General features: G+C 67.0%; 16 protein-coding genes. 5 read left to right on the top strand and 11 right to left on the bottom strand.

Features of this window, described 5'->3' with window-relative positions; all coding sequences use genetic code 11:
* Nucleotides 1-3: 3 nt before the first annotated feature.
* Nucleotides 4-1377, bottom strand: coding sequence for a glycine cleavage T C-terminal barrel domain-containing protein (locus ABZS69_RS63825; protein WP_355393834.1), 1374 nt, complete (start codon nt 1375-1377; stop codon nt 4-6).
* Between the two features lie 68 nt (nt 1378-1445).
* Between ABZS69_RS63825 and ABZS69_RS63820 the strand changes: the two genes are divergently transcribed.
* The gene (locus tag ABZS69_RS63820; protein ID WP_355393831.1) at nt 1446-2366 is read left to right on the top strand and encodes a PaaX family transcriptional regulator C-terminal domain-containing protein; all 921 of its coding nucleotides are present in this window, start codon (nt 1446-1448) and stop codon (nt 2364-2366) included.
* 185 nt (nt 2367-2551) lie between these two features.
* Here ABZS69_RS63820 and ABZS69_RS63815 read toward each other — a convergent pair whose 3' ends face one another.
* Nucleotides 2552-3274: a cache domain-containing protein gene (locus ABZS69_RS63815; RefSeq protein WP_355393828.1), complete on the bottom strand. Its 723-nt coding sequence runs from the start codon at nt 3272-3274 to the stop codon at nt 2552-2554.
* A 19-nt stretch (nt 3275-3293) separates the two neighbouring features.
* A complete protein-coding gene (locus tag ABZS69_RS63810) occupies nt 3294-4073 on the bottom strand; it encodes a GntR family transcriptional regulator (RefSeq protein WP_355393825.1) in 780 nt (259 codons plus the stop codon).
* 667 nt (nt 4074-4740) lie between these two features.
* Between ABZS69_RS63810 and ABZS69_RS63805 the strand changes: the two genes are divergently transcribed.
* Nucleotides 4741-6123: an amidohydrolase family protein gene (locus ABZS69_RS63805; RefSeq protein WP_355393822.1), complete on the top strand. Its 1383-nt coding sequence runs from the start codon at nt 4741-4743 to the stop codon at nt 6121-6123.
* Between the two features lie 623 nt (nt 6124-6746).
* On the opposite strand, the gene ABZS69_RS63800 is transcribed toward ABZS69_RS63805, so the two are convergent.
* From ABZS69_RS63800 to ABZS69_RS63785, 4 genes are all read right to left on the bottom strand, one after another.
* Complete coding sequence (locus ABZS69_RS63800) at nt 6747-7535, bottom strand: SDR family oxidoreductase (RefSeq protein ID WP_355393819.1); 789 nt, start codon at nt 7533-7535, stop codon at nt 6747-6749.
* A gap of 308 nt (nt 7536-7843) precedes the next feature.
* The gene (locus ABZS69_RS63795; RefSeq protein WP_355393816.1) at nt 7844-8296 is read right to left on the bottom strand and encodes a family 43 glycosylhydrolase; all 453 of its coding nucleotides are present in this window, start codon (nt 8294-8296) and stop codon (nt 7844-7846) included.
* 18 nt (nt 8297-8314) lie between these two features.
* Nucleotides 8315-9565: a sugar ABC transporter substrate-binding protein gene (locus tag ABZS69_RS63790; RefSeq protein WP_355393813.1), complete on the bottom strand. Its 1251-nt coding sequence runs from the start codon at nt 9563-9565 to the stop codon at nt 8315-8317.
* A 178-nt stretch (nt 9566-9743) separates the two neighbouring features.
* Nucleotides 9744-11087 (bottom strand): enolase C-terminal domain-like protein, encoded by a 1344-nt coding sequence (locus ABZS69_RS63785; RefSeq protein ID WP_355393810.1) that lies wholly within the window; start codon nt 11085-11087, stop codon nt 9744-9746.
* Between the two features lie 133 nt (nt 11088-11220).
* On the opposite strand from ABZS69_RS63785, the gene ABZS69_RS63780 reads away from it, so the two are divergent.
* Nucleotides 11221-12798 (top strand): family 43 glycosylhydrolase, encoded by a 1578-nt coding sequence (locus tag ABZS69_RS63780; RefSeq protein WP_355393807.1) that lies wholly within the window; start codon nt 11221-11223, stop codon nt 12796-12798.
* Here ABZS69_RS63780 and ABZS69_RS63775 read toward each other — a convergent pair.
* A complete protein-coding gene (locus tag ABZS69_RS63775; RefSeq protein ID WP_355393804.1) occupies nt 12735-13718 on the bottom strand; it encodes a LacI family DNA-binding transcriptional regulator in 984 nt (327 codons plus the stop codon). The two genes, ABZS69_RS63780 and ABZS69_RS63775, sit on opposite strands and share 64 nt — an antisense overlap.
* Before the next feature lie 341 nt (nt 13719-14059).
* Between ABZS69_RS63775 and ABZS69_RS63770 the strand changes: the two genes are divergently transcribed.
* Together ABZS69_RS63770 and ABZS69_RS63765 are read left to right on the top strand one after the other, a co-directional pair.
* A complete protein-coding gene (locus ABZS69_RS63770) occupies nt 14060-15004 on the top strand; it encodes a sugar ABC transporter permease (RefSeq protein WP_355393801.1) in 945 nt (314 codons plus the stop codon).
* 124 nt (nt 15005-15128) lie between these two features.
* Complete coding sequence (locus ABZS69_RS63765) at nt 15129-15899, top strand: carbohydrate ABC transporter permease (RefSeq protein ID WP_355393881.1); 771 nt, start codon at nt 15129-15131, stop codon at nt 15897-15899.
* A gap of 11 nt (nt 15900-15910) precedes the next feature.
* Here the strand turns inward: ABZS69_RS63765 and ABZS69_RS63760 are convergent, their stop codons facing one another.
* The 3 genes from ABZS69_RS63760 to ABZS69_RS63750 form a co-directional block, all read right to left on the bottom strand.
* Nucleotides 15911-16156: a hypothetical protein gene (locus tag ABZS69_RS63760; protein WP_355393798.1), complete on the bottom strand. Its 246-nt coding sequence runs from the start codon at nt 16154-16156 to the stop codon at nt 15911-15913.
* A 245-nt stretch (nt 16157-16401) separates the two neighbouring features.
* Nucleotides 16402-16806, bottom strand: coding sequence for an integrase core domain-containing protein (locus tag ABZS69_RS63755; RefSeq protein ID WP_355393795.1), 405 nt, complete (start codon nt 16804-16806; stop codon nt 16402-16404).
* Between the two features lie 224 nt (nt 16807-17030).
* Entirely contained in the window at nt 17031-17543 is a 513-nt protein-coding gene (locus ABZS69_RS63750; RefSeq protein ID WP_355393793.1) for an integrase core domain-containing protein, read from the bottom strand.
* Nucleotides 17544-17799 lie beyond the last annotated feature (256 nt).

Genomic DNA, 17799 nt, shown 5'->3' with positions numbered 1-17799 from the left:
GCCTCATTCGGCCGGGGAAAGGGGGTCACGCCGCAGGTTCGGGATGAACGGCGGCGTGGTGACGGTGGCGCGGATCCGCCGCTGCGGGCCGGCGCCGGTGGCGTGGTAGGCCACCTCGACCTCGTCGCCGGGCGCCACGCTCCGATCGAGCCGGGCGTGGGAGATCATCGCGCGCAGGGTGGGGCTGTAGGTGAGGGCGGAGGCCCAGCCCACCGCGGCACCCTCGTGATAGGTGGCGAGGTACGACATACGAAACTGGCCCCACGGCAGGTCGGGCGGAGCGGGCGCGTCCACGTCGAGGAACTGGTCGGCGAACAACCGTCCCATGTCCTCGGCGTTCCATCGCAGACCGCGGAAAAGGCGGGCGGGGCCTCCCGCGTCGGCCTCGGCGACCAGGGCGTCGCGGCCCAGGAAGTCGTGGTCGAGATCGACCGTGTAACCCCAGCCGAGTTCGGCCGGGGTGGCCAGATGCTCGGTGAGGGCATGGTCGATCGCGGCGAGGTCAGCCTCGGTGCTCCACAACCGGGCGAAGCGGGGCAGCTTCTCCCGAGGGAAGCGGTCCGGCAGGAAATCGCGGATGACGGTGGGCATGTTGCTCTCGGTGTGGCCGATGAGCTGGGCCTTGAAGCCGAGCTCGCGCAGGCCGTACGGGGCGCCTGCCGTGCGGACGGCGCGCCACAGCTCGTGCGCGCGACCTGTGCCTGTGTGCATGAGCAGCTCGTAGCCGAGTTCGCCCGTGACACCCTGGCGCTGCACGATCACCTCGGTCCCGAACAGCTCCAGCCGTCGCCAGTGCGAGAAGCGCAGGTCGGTGAACGACTCCCCGGTGACCTCTTCCAGCACCTCACGGGAACGCGGGCCCTGCAGGGCGAAACAGGTGTAATCCGGCGTGACGTCCTCGAGTTCGACTTTCATCGACGTACGGCTCTTGACCTCGGCGAGCCAGAACTGTGCTCCGGACTGGGTGAAGAGGTACTCCTCCTCATCCAGCTTGAGGGTCAGCCCTTCGATGGCGATCCGGCCGTGCTCGCTGACCATCGGTGTGAACAGGGTCTGGCCGACCTTCTGTCGTGCGACGCTCTTCACCGAGATCCAGTCCATGAACCGGGAGGCGTCGGGCCCGGTGATCCTGACCTTGTTGAGCCAGCTCCAGTCCCCCAGGACGGCCGCCTGTCTCAGCGCCAGCGACTCCTCCCACCAGTGGGTGTACTCGTATCCCATCAGGAATCCGCCGTTGAGATGCGCCCACAGGTTGCTGACATTGGTCTCCGCCTGCGCGGGGGCGCCCGGAGAGCCGAGGTAGGGGCGGCTGACGAATGCCAGCTCTCGGTATTGGTTCGCGCGTCTGTACTGCTCACGCAGAGTTGCACCATCCACGCAGGCATTATTGACACCAAAACAGACGAGCGTCAATCTTGTCGTCTAATGGGATGATGTGCGAGAAGATGGACGACATGGACGGCGGTGAGATCGACGAGCGCCGCGGGGGCTCGGGAGTCAGACCTCAGCACCTGCTGCTCACCCTGCTGGGCGACTACTGGTATCAGCGAGAGGAGCCGCTTCCGTCCGGCGCACTCGTCGACCTGCTGGCCGAGTTCGGCATCTCCGAGCAGAATGCCCGCGCCGCGATCAGCCGCCTGAACCGCCGCGGACTCCTGGAATCGCTCCGCCACGGCCGGGCCACCCGGTATCGCCTCAGCGGACAAGGGTCGGCGACGCTGGCCGAGGGCACGGACCGCATCTTCGGCTTCGGCCGTACCACCCTCCCTTGGGACGGAACCTGGACCTGCGTGTCGTTCTCCATCCCCGAATCCCTGCGCAGCACCCGTACCACACTGCGGACCCGGCTGAGATGGCTGGGCTTCGCCCCCGTCTACGACGCCGCCTGGTTCGCCCCTGGCGACCGCGCCGACGCCGCCGCCGGTGTCATCTCCGAGCTGGAGGTGAAGTCCGCGACCATCATCACCGGACCGATTCGCGACGCCGGCGACGGCGATCCGCTGCGCGCCTGGGACCTGGCCGAGCTCGGCTCCCGCTACGAGGCGTTCATCTGCCGTTTCGCGTCGCTCCGGGACCGCATCGGCCGTGTGGGGCACACCGAAGCGCTGACTGCCCGCACCGCCCTCATCGACGAATGGCGGACCTTCCCGGGGCTCGACCCCGAACTGCCCGCCGAACTCCTGCCCGGCGGGTGGCCGCAGAAGCCGGCCGTTGACCTGTTCGTCGCGGTGTACGACGCGCTCGGCCCTCTCGCGACTCGACGTGTCAAGGAGATCATCGCGCGCCACGACCCCCAGGCCGCCGCATTGGCCGCCCATCACACCACCCAGGACGTCGCCCCGGGTGCGGAGCCAGGGCGAAGGTGATCGGCGCAACGGCAGCGAACCGCAGAGGCCAGTTCGGTGTCGGTGCAGCGCACGTCCACGAAGCCGGCTCCGGACTCCTGGACGAGAAGCCCGGAGTCGCGTGGGATGCTCCGCGTTCGAGCCAGGCGTGGGCGGACCCGAGAGTGGTGAGCCGTACGAGCGCGGACGAGTCGGCCGTCAGGGCGTCACATCGTGTCGCCGAGGAGCACTACTTTCCATTCTGCGGAGGTGTTGGGCACCTTCGCTTCGCGGATGGGCCGGTCCGGGTTGCGAGGCATCAGATTGCCTGGGATCCAACTCGGAGTGTTGGCGGCCAGGATCCTACCTTCCTCCGTGATGAGCAGTGCTTCGACGTCGAGCCCGCGCAGGGGGGACGTAAGTTCCCGCTCGACTTCCACCAGAGCCAGGTCGGCGCCGGCGATCCCGAGGAATCGGCCGTTCGAGGTGAGCGGGATCGCGAACGTCATCACGTAGAAGTCCGATCCGTGGATATCCACGTAGGGTCCGACGATGGTCGGCCGTCCCTCGTCCCGCGGTACGCGGAACCAGCCCATGCGGGTGTAGTCGTAGAAGCGCTCGCTTGAGGGGTTGAAATCGAGCGACAGGCGGCGGATCCGACCGTGACTGTCGTGCCGAAACCACTGCATGATCAGGTCGCGGTCGCGGATCAGCCCAGGTGCGAAGACAACCCCACATCCGTTCATCGGCACAACCGATGAGGTGAGTTCGGCCATGATCGCGGATTCCAGGACATCTGTGTCAGCCGCGGCGGGAAGGCTGCCGGCGTCGCTCGCCCCGGTCCAGAACCGCACGGCCTCATGGCCCAGGCCGTCGAGCGCGCGGAAGACGACTCCCGCAGATTCACCGATGAGCGCGCAGCACTCCTCGAGGTCCAGGCCGCTCGTCATGGGAAGCTCCTCAGAACAGTCACGGTCGCGGGCGTCGCGCCGTCCGCTGGTCGTAGTGGTCATCGGTGAGGGCAAGGTGGGTGCCAATGGCGGCTCGGATAGCGGCTGCCGAATGCACCTCGGCTACCGATCGCGCCGACTCAGAGTCCCCGGCGGCCACGGCGACGACCAGATCCTCCAACCGGTCCGCGACGACGTCAGGATCTGGGTGGTTTCCGGCGAGCCAGACCATCGGTCCGAGCTCGGCCTGCAGTCGCACGGTGGCGTGGGTGAGCCGGACGGACTGAGAGGCGGTTGCCACGTCGATATGGAACCGCGCTTCCGCGCGCCGGGCCGCGGCCGGCGTCGCCGCCGACCGTAGGTCGGCGAGATCGGCCTTCAACCGAACCGCTGTGTCAACCGGGGCCCGCTCCGCCGCGAGCTTGGCAGTCGCCATGAACACGGCGGCACTCTCGTCTCCGAGGTCCCGTAATGCAGCAATGCTGATGTTTTTGACCCTGTCCAGGTGCAATGCGGCCAGCGCGTCCTCGTTAGCCCGAATGAAGCTGCCCCCAGCGCGGCCCCGACGAGTCTCGACCAGGCCACGCTGTCGCAGCACCGCGAGCGCTTCGCGAACCGTGCCGTTCGCGACACCGAGTTGATCGGCCAGGTCGTTCTCGCTGGGTAGCTGGTCGCCGTCGACCAGGAGGCCCAGCGTCACTGCTTCGCCGATACGGTGGATGACCGCATCGGCCCGGCCGACGTCGGACAGCGGGGCGAAGGCGGCACTGAGCGCACCCGCGCGATCAAGTCCGGTCATCCACGCTCCCTCCCCTCCTGCAGCGGAACACATATGTTACCGGAGCGTCTTCCGCCAAGACCTTTAATATCGTAGTTTATCAGTCACGTGGGAGCTCGCTCACGATTCCCGATGGTTCCGATGCCCCAAGTGCGCGGTCAGCCCCGCCGATGCTCTGAATCCAAACAGATCTCCGACAAGGAGCCGCACCATGATTGAAGTATTCCCCGAGGACAGCTCCGGTCGGGCATCACCCGCGTCGAAGGCGGTGGACGAGGACGCTCGACCGACTGGCGGACCGCAGACACACCTCCGAATTCAAGCGCGACAAGAGTCTCTGCGGGAACTTCTCGCTCAGGTTTCTCTGCCTGTCGCCGATCATCGGGGTCTAGACCTTCTTCGCGCTGCCAACGCCTGTTCGACGCCCTGGTCCACCCCCGAGGTATTCGGGCAGATCCACACCCAAATGGAAGAGTTCCGTGACCGCTGCCCGGACGGAGCCCTGGCCGCCCAAAGTGCTCGTCGCCGCACGGACACCTTCGTCGACGGCGCCTACGTTCCGATCATTTACGCTTCGTGGCCGCTGCGGCGCTTTTGGATAGGGGTCGATAACCCGGCGAGCCTCGCCGCGAAAACGTCCTCAAGTTCGGACAGCAGGCCCACGGGCCCCTGAGGAAAGGAATCTGCGATGTCAATCGTCGTAGTCACGGGAGGAACGCTGATCGACGGAAATGGGGGAACCCCGGTCCCCGATGCCGTCGTGGTCATGGAGAACGGTCGGTTCTCCGCCGTGGGCCGACGGGGAGAGGTCACGGTGCCAGAGGGGGCGCAGACCGTCGACGCCACGGGTAAGTGGATCGTTCCAGGCTTCTGCAACGGCAACGTGCACCTGCTCGACGGCATCATGATGATGGGCTTCGGCGGTGCGGAATACCTCGCACGGTTCGAGGGGCGCCTGCACGAGGTCATCGAGGAATCCGCGCAGGTCGCGCTCCGCGCGGGCGTCACGACCGTGTTCGACACCTGGGACGCCATGGTGCCGATCCTGCGCGCGCGGGACCGCATCGCCTCCGGCGAGGTGGAGGGCGCGCGGATCTTCGCCGCGGGCAACATCGTCGGGATGGGCGGGCCGTTCTCGGCCGACTTCATGATGGCTGCAAGGCAGGTCATCAGCCCGCGCTTCGCCGACCGGATGGACGCGCTGTTCGAAGCCGGCGTCGGCCACGAACTGAGCGTCATGCGTCCGGTCGAGGTCCGGGCCAGGATCCGCGACTACATCGCTCGCGGCGTCGACATGGTCAAGGTCGCGGTCAGCGACCATCTCGTCACCCTCACGGAACCCAACCGCGGCTACCTCACGTTCTCCGAGCGGGTGCTCGACGTCATCACGGAAGAGACCCGGGCGGCCGGGCTGCCGCTGCTGACCCACACCATGAGCTTGGAGGCACTGCACCTCGCAGCCGCCCGGCTCGAGGCGGACGTACTCATCCACCCGACCCTCACGGCCCAACAGCTCATCCCTGCAGAGACCATCGAGGCCATCCTCGAGAAGGGCTGTGCGAGCGAGATTCAGACTGTGACCAGCGGGTTTCAGGCATATCTGGAGAAGAGCGGCAACCCGTTCATGTTCTACGGAGGCTTCGCGCACTGGGAGAACGAGCTGCGGCTCATCAAGGAGGGCGCCCCGATCATCCTCGGCGCCGATGCCGGATGTACCGATCCCGACGTCCTCGGGTCACTGCCACCTGAGGAGCTCGAGGAGCGGCCGTGGACCCTCGGCCAGGACCATTTCCTGTGGACGCAGGCCGTGGTGGAGAAGGGCATGACGCCGATGGCGGCCATCCAGGCCGCGACCTCGAACGTGGCCAAGTCCTACGGCAAGTTCGACACCCTCGGCTCGATCGAGAACGGAAAACTGGCCGACCTCGTACTCCTCGACGCCGACCCACTTGCCGACATCCGCAACCTGCGCCGCCAGCGTGCGGTGATCAAGGACGGCGCCATCGTCGACACCGCCGCCCTCCCTCGTAACCCGCTCGTCCTCGCCTCCCCCCGGCCCACGGACGGCTGAGCCGCCCGGACAGGCCCGCAGTCCCACCCGCCGTAGCTGCGCCGCTGGCAGGTGGGGCTGAGGCCACACTGTCACCGCTCCGGCCCTTCGAAGGAGTAGACGAGGGCGATGTCGTCCGCGTTCCAGACCAGGGTCCTGATGACCCGGCGGGTCTGGCCTTTTCGCTTCGCTGGATCGGCATGGCCGCTGGCGGGACGAGCCGGCTGCCGCTGAGAGAGAGGCCGAGGCGGCCCGCCGATCCGCTGCATCGAGGGAACGCCTACACCGACCTGGGGTGGACCAAGGTGCGAGTGGATCGGCTGGCTGAGGGAATCAAGGATCTCAGCCAAGCCATGGAGGCTTACGACTGGATCGGCCCTCTCACCGCCAGGCAGGGTCTCTGCCCGGCCTCGCGGTGGCCCACCGTCAGCTCGGCGAGTTCGAGCAGGCGCTACCCCGACGCTGTCGAACAAGCTCGCGACGAGTACGCGGACCTCCGGCAAGGGCTCTAACCTCGGTGACCTCCGGGATCAGCCCTCAGCGCCAATTGCCAGGACGGATTGCCCTCCTTTCTCAGCGCGGAACACCCCTGTCACCGCAGGGCAGGGGCGGGTTCGTCTAAATTCTGCTCCAGCCTGAGACCCCTAGGAGAAGACCGCAAGGTTGGAGGTGGTGTGACCGCCGTCCACCGCGATCGTCTGGCCGGTGATGAAGGATGCCGCGTCCGACAGCAGGAACGTGGTCAGGCTCGCGACCTCCACGGAATCGCCCGTCCGGCCCAACGGGACCGTGCGGTGATATGCCTGAAGAAGGGCCGGGTCCTGGTAGGCGTACTCCGTGGCCGTGGTGCGGGTGAGCCCGGGCCTCACCGAGTTGACGCGCACCCCGGTCGGGCCCAGTTCCGCGGCCAGTGCCCGCGTCGCGGCGTCGATCGCGCCCTTGCTCGCCGTGTACAGGCTCGTGCCGGGCTGCCCGATCGCGGCCATGGCCGAAGAGATGTTCACGATGGCACCCCCACCGGTCATGGCACGGGCCGCTCGGCCCGCGAGCATGAGAGGTGCCCGCACGTCCAGCGCCAGGATCGCGTCGTACTCGGCAGCCGAGATCGAGGTCGCATCGCCGAAGTGCGCCGACCCGGCGTTGTTCACGAGCCCGTCCAGGCGGCCATAGCGTTCCACGACCGCGGCGACGATCTCGTCGGCCGCCCCGGGCGCGGTCAGGTCCGCGCCGATGGTGTGCGGGTCGCCAGGCAGGGTCCGGGCGTGCTCCCTCAGGACGTCCACGTTCCGTCCGACCAAGACGACGTCGCCGCCGGCCTGCGCGATGTGGGAGGCGATGGCCGCGCCGAGCCCTCGGCCGCCTCCCGTCACCACCACGACCCGGCCTTTCAGCTCGGTCGAGGGGGCCGTCGGGGAATAAGGTGTTGTCGTCATCGTTGCCGCTCTCTTCGCCGTGGAGACGGGAGAGAACCGCTCAAACCCGATGGACGGTCGCTTCGACGTCGCACGGCGCCCCCGCTCCAGAAAAGGTGTCGGAGGTTTCGAGCCTCGGACCGCCCTGCACCGGGGTGCAGCGCGACCACTCGCCATGGGGCGACCACCCGCAAATATAGCGGATCAGTCCAGAAAGCACTGCCCCGTAGGGGCCGTGAAGCGGACAGTCGAGCCATCGATGACGGCGGACGGCTTGGATTGCCATGAGAGCCACCGACGAAGCGTGCGATCGATGCGAGGTCGCCTTGCTACGCCGCCTCGGCCAGGGTGGTGAAGTCGATCTCGGGCAGGTCGAGGTCGTCGGTCACTGCCGGGCGCTCGTGTGTGAGCACCCGGTACGGCCCGGTGACGGTGTCCGTCTGGGCCACGGCCACCGAGTGTCGGTGGCCGGTGGCGTCGTTGCGGGCGTTGAACGTCAGGTAGAAGCCGCCGTCGATCTCGTGGATCTCAGGGGCCCACAGGCGGTCGCGGTAACAGGCGTCGGCGGGGATATGGACGCGTTCGGTGATCAGCCGCTCGGGCCGCCACTGTCTGAGGTCGGGCGAGGACCAGAGGGGGATTCCGGGGACAGGGCCAGCCCAGTAGGGAGCTGGAGTGGCGGTCAGGTAGTACGTGCCGGAACTGCGCAGGACGAACGGATCCCTGAGCGGACCGGGGACCGCGCGCCGGTCGGGGTCGGCCCACGAGAACCGGGCTGTCATCTTCGGTATCCCCCACGATCACTTGATCGAGGCGTTGGCCTCGTCGATGAGTTTCTGCGCCGCGCTGGCGGGCGCCTCCCGCCCGAACAGCACCTCGACCGTGTAGCGCCGCAGGATGTCCTGGAATCCGCCCGCGCCGACCGGGGGAACGGCCGGAGGCGGGTTCATAGCGACCTCCGACAGCGCGTTCAGGAAGTCGATGGACTGGCTGTCGGCTGGGGTGAGCTTGCCGCTGTCCTGAAGAGCCTTGCGGATCTTGGTGTTGGCAGGGGCGCCGCGCTCGGTGAGCAGGATCTCACCCGCCCGGCGGTCGTTGATGACGAAGTTCATGAACTTCGCCACGGCGTCGGGGTACTTCGTCTTGGCGGATGCTGTGTACCAGCCGCCGCCGATGGCGAACTTGGCGTTCGCCGCGATGCCGTCCACGGTTGGCAGGCGCAGGATCTTGAGCTCCTTGCCGGATGCCGTGTTGAGGTTGGCAACCTGGTTGGACGCCCACCAGCCCATCGCATAGTGGCCGGTCGCCGTGCCCGACTGCTCCAACGTGACGCCGACCTGCTCCGAGACCTCCTCCGCCTTCGGCACCGCGCCTGAGTCGCTCATCTTCTTCAGCAGTTCGAAGAACGGTGCGGCGTCGGCGGCCTGAAAGCCGAGTTTCCTGTCGAAGGTGAACAGCTGCTTGCCGTGCTGGCGCAACCACACGGCGAGGCCGTTCTGGTCGAGGCCGAAGGCAGAGGAGCCGTACTCGTTGTCGGGAAGCTTGTCGCTGAGGGCTTGCGCGGTCTTCTGGTAGTCCTCCCACGTCCAGGTCTTGTCGTCGGGGAGAGGGACGCCGGCCTTCTTGAAGAGATCGGGATTGGCGATCACGACGTGGGTGTTGACGCCGTTCGGTACCCCATAGATCTTCCCTCCCACGACGCCGGTGTTCCACACCGCGTCGTCGATGTCGGTGTGGTCGATGGGGAGTTTGGTCAGGTCCAGCAGCGCACCACGCCCGACGTACTCGTTGAAGTAGCCGTCGGGCATCTGGATGACGTCGGGGGCGTTGCCGGAGGCCACCTGTGTGGCCAGTTTGTCGAAGTAGCCCTCGAAGCTGCCGGGCTCCGGCGCTATCTTGATGTTCGGGTTGGCCTGCTCGAACGCGGCGATGACCTCGGTGGTCATCTTGTTGCGCAGGTCGCCTCCCCACCAGGCGAAGCGCAAGGTCACCTTGCCGTCGCCACCGGCGCCGGAGGCTCCGCAGCCGCTGAGGCCTACGGACGTGGCCATGGCCAACGCCGTCATCATCAGGAGGGGGGTTCGGCATAGTCTGGGTGCCACTGCGACTCCCTAGCGGCGAGAAAACGTTTCCCGGTACATTAGAGTTACGTGTTGGAAACGTCAATGGAGCATTCGGAAACGTTGCCCCGAATCGGCACCGGAACCCCGAGGCCCCAATCCGGCCGCGTCACCAGCGGGGCGGCGCAGGATCGAACGACGGGTCGAAGCGGCGCATGTACGCCGTGTCGTCGCGGTGCTCGCGGCCCAGCTCCAGATAGGTGGCATGCAGTCGATGCAGCATGTCACGGTCGAGCTCGACGCCGAGCCCGGGGCCTGACGGCACCCGCACGGCCCCGTCGGCGAACGACAACGCGCCGGCGACCACGACGTCGTCCGCGCCGTTCCAGGGATAGTGCGTGTCGCACGCGTGATGCAGCGAAGGTGTCGCGGCGGCGACGTGGGTCATCGCGGCGAGGCTGATCCCCAGATGAGAGTTCGAATGCATAGACAGTCCCCAGCCAGCGGCCTCGCACACGGCGCCCAGCGCCATGGTGCAGCGCAGGCCGTCCCAGTAATGGTGATCGGCCAGCACGATCCGCACGGAGCCGTGCTCGAGGGCCGGGCGGACCGTGCCGAGTGAGACGACGCACATGTTGGTCGCCAGCGGGATGGACGTGCCGGCCGCGACGGTGCCCATGTCCTCGGCGCCCGCGACGGGGTCCTCCAGGTATTCGAGCACTCCTTCCAGCTCGCGGGCGGCTTTCAGCGCGGTCCTGGTGGTCCATGTCGCGTTCGGATCGAGGCGGAGCGGATGGTCGGGAAAGGCGGTCCGCAAGGCGTGGACGGCCGCGATCTCCTCGTCCGGCGGGAAGACGCCGCCCTTGAGTTTCAGTGAGCGAAAGCCGTACCGGCCGACCATGCGTCTGGCTTGGTCGACGATCCCTTCCGGGTCGAGCGCGGCGCCCCACTCGTCCGCGATCGCCACGCCGCCGTCAACAGCTGGATGGCCAGCCCATTTGTAGAAGAGATAGCCGCTGTACGGCACGGTGTCGCGTACCCTTCCGCCCAGCAGGTCAACGACCGGCACGCCCAGCAGCCGCCCCTGCGCGTCCAGGCAGGCCACCTCAATCGCGGAGTACACACGCCGCACGTCGAAAGCGGGCGCCGGGATCGGCGCCGGACCGCGGGACCCAGGCGGCGCGGCGCGGCCGGCCCAACGGCGCCATGGCGCGTCCGGCCCCCTGTCCACTCCGTCCATCCGCCCGAGCAGCAACTCGCTGACCAGCCGGGCTACCCTCCCCGTCTCCGCCACGCTCATGCCGGGAAGGTGCCGGCCGACGAGCTCCAGCCAATCGAGCTGCCAGGAGTGCCCCGTGCACTCACCGAGGCCGATCACCTCCCCGCCACGACCGTCGTCGACGAGCAATTCGAGGACCGCCCGCAAGACGTGGGGCTCGTGGACACCACCGGCGTTGAGCAGCGGCGGGTCAGCGAAGGCGATGGGCGTGACGCGCAGCTCACGAATGATCATTAGTTTCGGCGCTCCGGTCGGCTGCGGCTGGACGATGAGACGTGCAAAGATAGTGAAGAAACGTTTTCACCGCCAATTGCCCCACACGTCCCCACGGAGCGGGCGAGGCGGAAGCACAGAGAGACCTGGAGTCATGGCGGGCGAACAGACCAGGCGGCTCATGTACCGCAATCCGATCATCAACGCGGACTGGCCGGATCCCGACGCCATCCGCGTCGGCGAGATGTACTACCTGGTGGCGTCGAGCTTCAACCGAGCCCCCGGCCTGCCGATCCTCCGCTCACCCAACCTGCTGGATTGGGAGCCGATCGGCCGTGCCCTGCCGGCCGTGCCGCCGGACGCGCACTTCGAACTGCCCCGGCACGGAGGCGGGGTGTGGGCGCCCTCCATCCGGCACCATGACGGGCTCTTCTGGATCTTCTATCCCGACCCCGACCGTGGAGTCCTCGTGCTCACCGCGGAGGACCCCGCGGGCCCCTGGTCGGAGCCTCACGTCCTGCTGCCGGGGCTGGGGGTGATCGATCCCTGCCCGCTCTGGGACGACGACGGCCGCGCCTGGATGGTGTTCGGCTGGGCGAAGAGCCGCAGCGGCGTCAACAACCGGCTGTCCGTCGTGCAGATCAGTCCGGACGCGCGCCGTACGCTCAGCGCCCCCACCACCGTGATCGACGGCGATCTGCTACCCGGCTACTTCACCCTCGAAGGCCCCAAGTTCTACCAGCGTGACGGCTGGTACTGGATCTTCGCGCCCGCTGGTGGCGTCAGCACCGGCTGGCAGTCGGTCTTCCGCTCGCGGCACGTCCTGGGCCCGTACGAGGACCGCATCGTGCTCCAGCAGGCCGGCACCCCGGTCAACGGGCCGCACCAGGGCGCGTGGATCACCTCGCCGGAAGGCGAGGACTGGTTCTTGCACTTCCAGGACCGCGGCGTGTTCGGGCGTGTGACCCATCTCCAGCCGATGCGCTGGGACGAGGAGGGCTGGCCAGTGATCGGGGCGGACGGCCGCCCCGTGCTCGAGCATCCCGCGCCGGCGCGTGCCCTGACTGCTCCCTCGGGGCCGGCGTCGAACGACGACTTCAGCGATACCACACTGGGGCCGCAGTGGTACTGGCAGGCCAATCCGCGCCCGGGCTGGCTGCGGCTGGACGGCGACGGCTTCGCCGGGCTACGCGCCCTGCCGAATGACCTCGGCACGCTGCGCAGCCTGCCGCAGGTGCTGGGCCGGCAACTCCCCGGGGCAGCCGTGGAGTTCACCACCACCCTGAGGCTCGAGGCCACAGAGCTGGGAACCCGAGCCGGTGCCGTCATTCTCGGCACCGACTACGCCTACGTGGGCCTCGTCCGCGACGCCGGCGGGATCCGCGTCGAGACACGCTCCTTCACACCGGGCACGGGAGAGACCGTCAGGTTCGGCACGCCCCTGCGCGACCCCTCCGCCACCGTCGCGCTGCGCATTCTCTCCAGCGATGAGGGCGTGTGCACCTTGCAGTTCCGGGTCGGGCCACGTGGCTCCTGGGTGACGGGGCTCGACGGCTTCCAGGCCACGCAGGGGCACTGGGTCTCGGCGGAGCTCGGCCTGTTCGCCACCGCTCCGCCCGGCTCGTCGGGCGACGGCACGGCGATCTTCGGACCGGTCGCCCTCCGAGCTCAGGACGGCGCCTTGCCGGTGCTGCCCCGCACCTCTATGCGAGGCCGGAAGGTGAGGTCGTAATCCGGCGTCTCCTTGCGGAGCAGCGCGTGCAGCCGCTTCCACGCCTCCCCACCGAGTTCGGCGATCGGCACCGACGCGGTCGTCAGGGGAGGCGTGGTGTACCTGGCCAACGCGATGTCGTCGAAACCCGCCACGGAGACGTGCTCCGGAACCCGGACGCCCCTCTCCTGCAGAGCGCTGAGCAGTCCCATCGCCACCAGGTCGTTGTAGGCCAGGACACCGGTCACCCCTGACGTGATCACGTCGTCGGCCGCCGCATGCCCGTGCTCGAAGGCGACGCCACAGGTGAACGTGAGGAGCTCGACGTCGGGATGCTCGCGTGCGAACCGCTCCAGGCCCTTGAGACGGTTGGTGTTCGACACGCTCTTCGTATTCCCCTCCAGGTAGGCGATCCTTCGGTGGCCGAGCTCGTACAGGTGCCGGGCCAGCGGCTGGATGCCCGCCTCGTAGTCGGCGGCCAATGTGGGCACCGAGGCGAGAGGACTATCCCTGTTGATCAGCACGGCAGGCTCCAGCTCGGGTAGCAGGCTCTTGAGCTGGTCGTCCGGCATCCTGGGCGCGCAGAGCACGATCGCGTCGCAGGAACGGCGTGTCTCCACCGCCAAGGCCCCCTCCAGGCTGACGGTCTCGACGGAGTCGGCCACCAGTACGTGGTACTTGTCCTTGGCGGCGGCGCGGCTGAGTCCCCGCAGCACGCTCTGAAACGTCGGGTTGGCCAGGTCCGGAACCAGGATGGAGATGATCTGTGTGCGGCCGAGCACGAGAGATCGCGCCAGCGGGTTGGCCGTGTAGTTGAGCTCGGCCGCGGCGGCCCGGACGCGGTCGGCGATGCCGGGATCCACCTTGTAGTTGCCGTTCATCACCCTGGACACGGTGGACACGGAAACTCCGGCCTTCTTCGCGACAGCGGTGATCGTCACAGGTCTACCGCCTGCGCCCCTCGCCATGCCTACCCTGCCGTCCTTTTGTCGCAAACTGCTTGGAGCATGCCTGGAAAACCCTTTCACAGGGATGTTAGCCCTCGCTCGGCGCTGTGTCTGCCGCTTCCTCAACTGGGGGCTCGCGGTAGAACGAGCACTCATATCTCCCACCAGGGCCGTCAGGGCAAGGGCGCAGGGTGTTGACGCTCCCCGGGGCACCTGATCTAATGGCCAGCCATATTGGGGAAACGTTTTCTCGGTCAGGGAGCGAACCCCTGAGTGATGGAGGGATATGAGGTGATCAGCTATGCGAGTGTCGGGTCGCGCGGCGAGGAGCGGGCATGAGCGCACTGGGTGAGCTCGGGCGCATGTCGCGCGGGCCGAGCCGTGGGACGGCCGCGGCCGAGCGCGACGGCAAACTCGACAACAAGGCCGGATACCTGTTCCTTCTCCCCTGGCTGATCGGTTTGATCGGAATCACGATCGGCCCGATGATCGCGTCGCTCTACCTGTCGTTCACCGACTACAACCTCCTCCAGCCACCCCAGTGGCTCGGGCTGGACAACTACACGCGGATGTTCGAGGATCCGCGACTGCTCAACTCGCTGCGGGTCACCCTCACCTATGTGGCCGTCTCCGTGCCGCTCCAGCTTGTTTTCGCGTTACTCGTCGCCATGGTCCTCGACAGGGGGATGCGGGGGTTGCCGTTCTACCGGTCGATCTTCTACCTGCCCTCTCTGCTCGCGTCCTCGGTGGCTATCGCGATCCTGTGGCGGCAGATGTTCGGCAAGGCGGGCCTGGTCAACCAGCTCCTGGCGCTCGTGGACATCAAGGGTCCGGGCTGGATCTCCAACCCGGACACGGCACTGAGCACGATCATCCTGCTGCACGTCTGGACCTTCGGCGCGCCGATGCTGATCTTTCTGGCCGGTCTGCGCCAGATCCCCGTCATGTACTACGAGGCTGCGCAGGTGGACGGCGCCAGCGCGTGGGCCAGGTTCCGGAAGATCACGCTTCCGCTGCTCAGCCCCATCATCTTCTTCAACCTGGTGCTACAGCTGATCGGCGCGTTCCAGTCGTTCACCCAGGCGTTCATCGTGTCCGGCGGGAGCGGAGGCCCGTCCGATTCGACGATGTTCTTCACGCTGTACCTCTACCAGAAGGGGTTCGCCAACCTCGAGATGGGCTACGCGTCGGCGATGGCCTGGCTGCTCGTCCTCATCATCGCCGCTTTCACCGCCGTGAACTTCATCGCATCGAAGTATTGGGTGTTCTATGAGGACTGAAACCGAGTCCGGCGTCGTCACCGGGATCGAGGACGCGGACCCGACCGCGCGCCGGAAGGGGGTTGGCTTCGGATGGGCGAAGTCGACCCTGAAGCACACCGCCCTGCTCGTTCTCGGGTTCGCGATGCTCTATCCGCTGATCTGGATGCTGGTGAGCTCGCTCCGGCCGAACGACGAGATCTTCCGCAGGACCGGCATCCTGCTCACCACCTTCGAGGCCGGCAACTACACGCATGGCTGGAACGCTCTCGCGTTCCCCTTCTCGCACTACCTGCTCAACTCGGCGGTCCTCGTGGTCGGCGCGGTCGTCGGCAACCTGGCCTCGTGCTCGCTCGCGGCCTACGCCTTCGCGCGGGTCAACTTCCGGTTCAAGCGGACCCTCTTCGCGATCATGCTGTTGACCATCATGCTGCCGATCCACGTGATCATCGTGCCGCAGTACATCGCCTTCTCGGAGCTCGGGCTGATCAACACGTTCTGGCCACTGCTGCTACCGAAGTTCCTCGCCACGGACGCCTTCTACATCTTTCTTATGGTGCAGTTCATCCGGGCCATCCCGCGCGAGGTGGACGAGGCCGCGCGGATCGATGGGTGCGGTCACTGGCGGATCTACTGGCAGATCATCATGCCGCTCATGCGCCCGGCACTCGCCACGGCGGCGGTCTTCACCTTCATCGCGAGCTGGAACGAGTTCTTCTCGGCGCTCATCTACCTGACCTCTCCTGACATGTTCACGGTGCCGATCGCGCTGCGTACCTTCATCGACTCGCAGGGGCAGTCCAACTGGGGGTCGATGTTCTCGATGTCGATCCTCTCTCTCATCCCTGTCTTCTTCGCGTTCCTCTTCGGCCAGAAGTTCCTCGTCAAGGGCATCGCCACCACAGGCGGCAAGTAGCCGTTCCGTGGTCACCCGAGATGGCGGGCCGCTTGCTCTCCGCGGTAGTCGAGCAGCGGAGAGCCGGAAGCGGGTCGGCGCAGTCCGTGGCCGGTGTGTTCGCCGACGACGACGGCAGCACATCGCCGGTGGGCGGGCATGCCGGGAAACGCGCCGGTGCGGGCCTGGAGCGTGACGTTGATCCGCTGAGGCGGCACCAGGGCCCCGAGCATGAGTCCGATCGCCCCGCCCGCCCACGCTCCAAGCAGCGGGAACACGAACAGCGGTGCCAGCCCGGCGGGACTGCGCGTCGACGATCACGGAATTGAACAGCAGTGAGGCCTCGGCGATCACGTAAATTGAGCACCTCGATCACGTTATTGACCCTGGTCAGGGCGCGCGTGTCGGGATGGACCTGGTCATCGGAAGATCAGCATTCTTGCCCTCGTCACGGGACGGGGGGCCGATGGCGAGGAGGACGTTCGACGTGGTGGTGCGGGTGCCAAATAATCATCCAGCCAGGTCAGGGAGCATGCCGGTACTCCTTCAGCACACCACCGAGTCGATCATGTCGGCGGATGTCGAGGGGTGCGGTTCCAGTGGGGCCGGTGCTGGGATCGGGAAGTGATCGGCGTGGAGCTGCCTGCCGGAGGGCGCGGTGCGGCCGGTTTTCGTTGTAGAAGGTCTCGAACTCACGCAGCGCGTGGCGGAGGTGGTGCTGGTTCCAGATCAAGGTCCGGTCCAGCAGTTCGCGCCGACAGGTCTGGATCCAGCGCTCCATGATGGAGTTCATCCGCGGTATCCGGACACCGCTCTTGACGATGCGTACTCCGGCATCGGCCAGTACCGTGTCGAAGGCCGCGGTGAATTTGGCGTCTCGGTCGCGGATGAGGAACCTGATCGTGCTACCCACATCCTGCAGATCCATGGCGAGGTTGCGGCCGAGTTGGGTAACCCACTGGCCGGTGGGGTGGGCGGTGAGGCCGAGGACGCGAATACGGCGGGTAGCGTGTTCAATGACCGCCAGAAGGTACCGGCGCGCGCCGGTGAGGGTACGGACCTCGAAGAAGTCGCACGCCAGCAGGGCGCCTGCCTGGCTGCGCAGGAACGTGGCCCAGGTTGTGGCGTGTGGGTGCCAAGAGCTCGGTCGCCCTATGCGACCTGCACGTATTCGTGGATCAGCCCGCCGAGGCGGTCACGTCGGATGACCTTGATATCGTCCTCGGCCGGGTCGGGAAGGGCTCGTAGCGGGGCGGCCTGGCCGAGGGAGCGATGTGGGCGATGCTCATTGAAGTGGGTCTCGTAGATGGCCAACACGCGTCGTAAATGGCGGGCGTTGACGATGAGGATCCGATCAAGGAGTTCTCGGCGCAAGCCGCCGATCCAGCGTTCGGCGAAAGCGTTGGCCAGCGGAGCCCGAGGTGGGCTCTTGAGAATGCCGATGCCCGCGGCCGTGAAGACTTCGTCGAACATCGCGGTGAACCTGGTATCCCGATCGCGGATGAGGAACCTGAACCTCTCCGCCCTGTCCCCCAGCTCGATCACCAGGTTCCTGGCCTGCTGCGCAACCCAGGGCCCGGTCGGATGCCCGGTGACGCCGAGGACATGTACGCGGCGGGCGCTGATCTCCATGACGACCAGGCAATACAGGCGTTTGAACAGCACGGTGTCGCAATGGAAGAAGTCGCATGCCAAGATCCCTTCGGCCTGAGCACGCAGGAACTCTGCGCCTGCCGATAATTCCGTTCATGCAGGTCAAGCGGCATGTGAGTATTTGTGGAGGACTCCGCCGAGCCGGTCTTGTCGGCGTACATGCAGGTCTATGGTCCGCGTCGGATCCGTGATCGGATCGGGGACGGGGCGCAGCGGGGCCGCTTGGTCCAGGGCTTGATGGGCTCGGTGCTGGTTATAGAACTGTTCG

Source organism: Nonomuraea sp. NPDC005650 (assembly GCF_040605375.1).
Classification (GTDB): Bacteria; Actinomycetota; Actinomycetes; order Streptosporangiales; family Streptosporangiaceae; genus Nonomuraea.
This window is presented reverse-complemented; position numbering and strand designations above follow the sequence as displayed.

Coding starts and splice junctions, on each gene's coding strand:
- ABZS69_RS63820 (WP_355393831.1), top strand. CDS start 1,446: ATGGACGACATGGACGGCGGTGAGATCGACGAGCGCCGCGGGGGCTCG.
- ABZS69_RS63815 (WP_355393828.1), bottom strand. CDS start 3,274: ATGACGAGCGGCCTGGACCTCGAGGAGTGCTGCGCGCTCATCGGTGAA.
- ABZS69_RS63810 (WP_355393825.1), bottom strand. CDS start 4,073: ATGACCGGACTTGATCGCGCGGGTGCGCTCAGTGCCGCCTTCGCCCCG.
- ABZS69_RS63805 (WP_355393822.1), top strand. CDS start 4,741: ATGTCAATCGTCGTAGTCACGGGAGGAACGCTGATCGACGGAAATGGG.
- ABZS69_RS63800 (WP_355393819.1), bottom strand. CDS start 7,535: ATGACGACAACACCTTATTCCCCGACGGCCCCCTCGACCGAGCTGAAA.
- ABZS69_RS63795 (WP_355393816.1), bottom strand. CDS start 8,296: ATGACAGCCCGGTTCTCGTGGGCCGACCCCGACCGGCGCGCGGTCCCC.
- ABZS69_RS63790 (WP_355393813.1), bottom strand. CDS start 9,565: ATGGCCACGTCCGTAGGCCTCAGCGGCTGCGGAGCCTCCGGCGCCGGT.
- ABZS69_RS63785 (WP_355393810.1), bottom strand. CDS start 11,087: ATGATCATTCGTGAGCTGCGCGTCACGCCCATCGCCTTCGCTGACCCG.
- ABZS69_RS63780 (WP_355393807.1), top strand. CDS start 11,221: ATGGCGGGCGAACAGACCAGGCGGCTCATGTACCGCAATCCGATCATC.
- ABZS69_RS63770 (WP_355393801.1), top strand. CDS start 14,060: ATGAGCGCACTGGGTGAGCTCGGGCGCATGTCGCGCGGGCCGAGCCGT.
- ABZS69_RS63765 (WP_355393881.1), top strand. CDS start 15,129: ATGCTCTATCCGCTGATCTGGATGCTGGTGAGCTCGCTCCGGCCGAAC.
- ABZS69_RS63755 (WP_355393795.1), bottom strand. CDS start 16,806: ATGGATCTGCAGGATGTGGGTAGCACGATCAGGTTCCTCATCCGCGAC.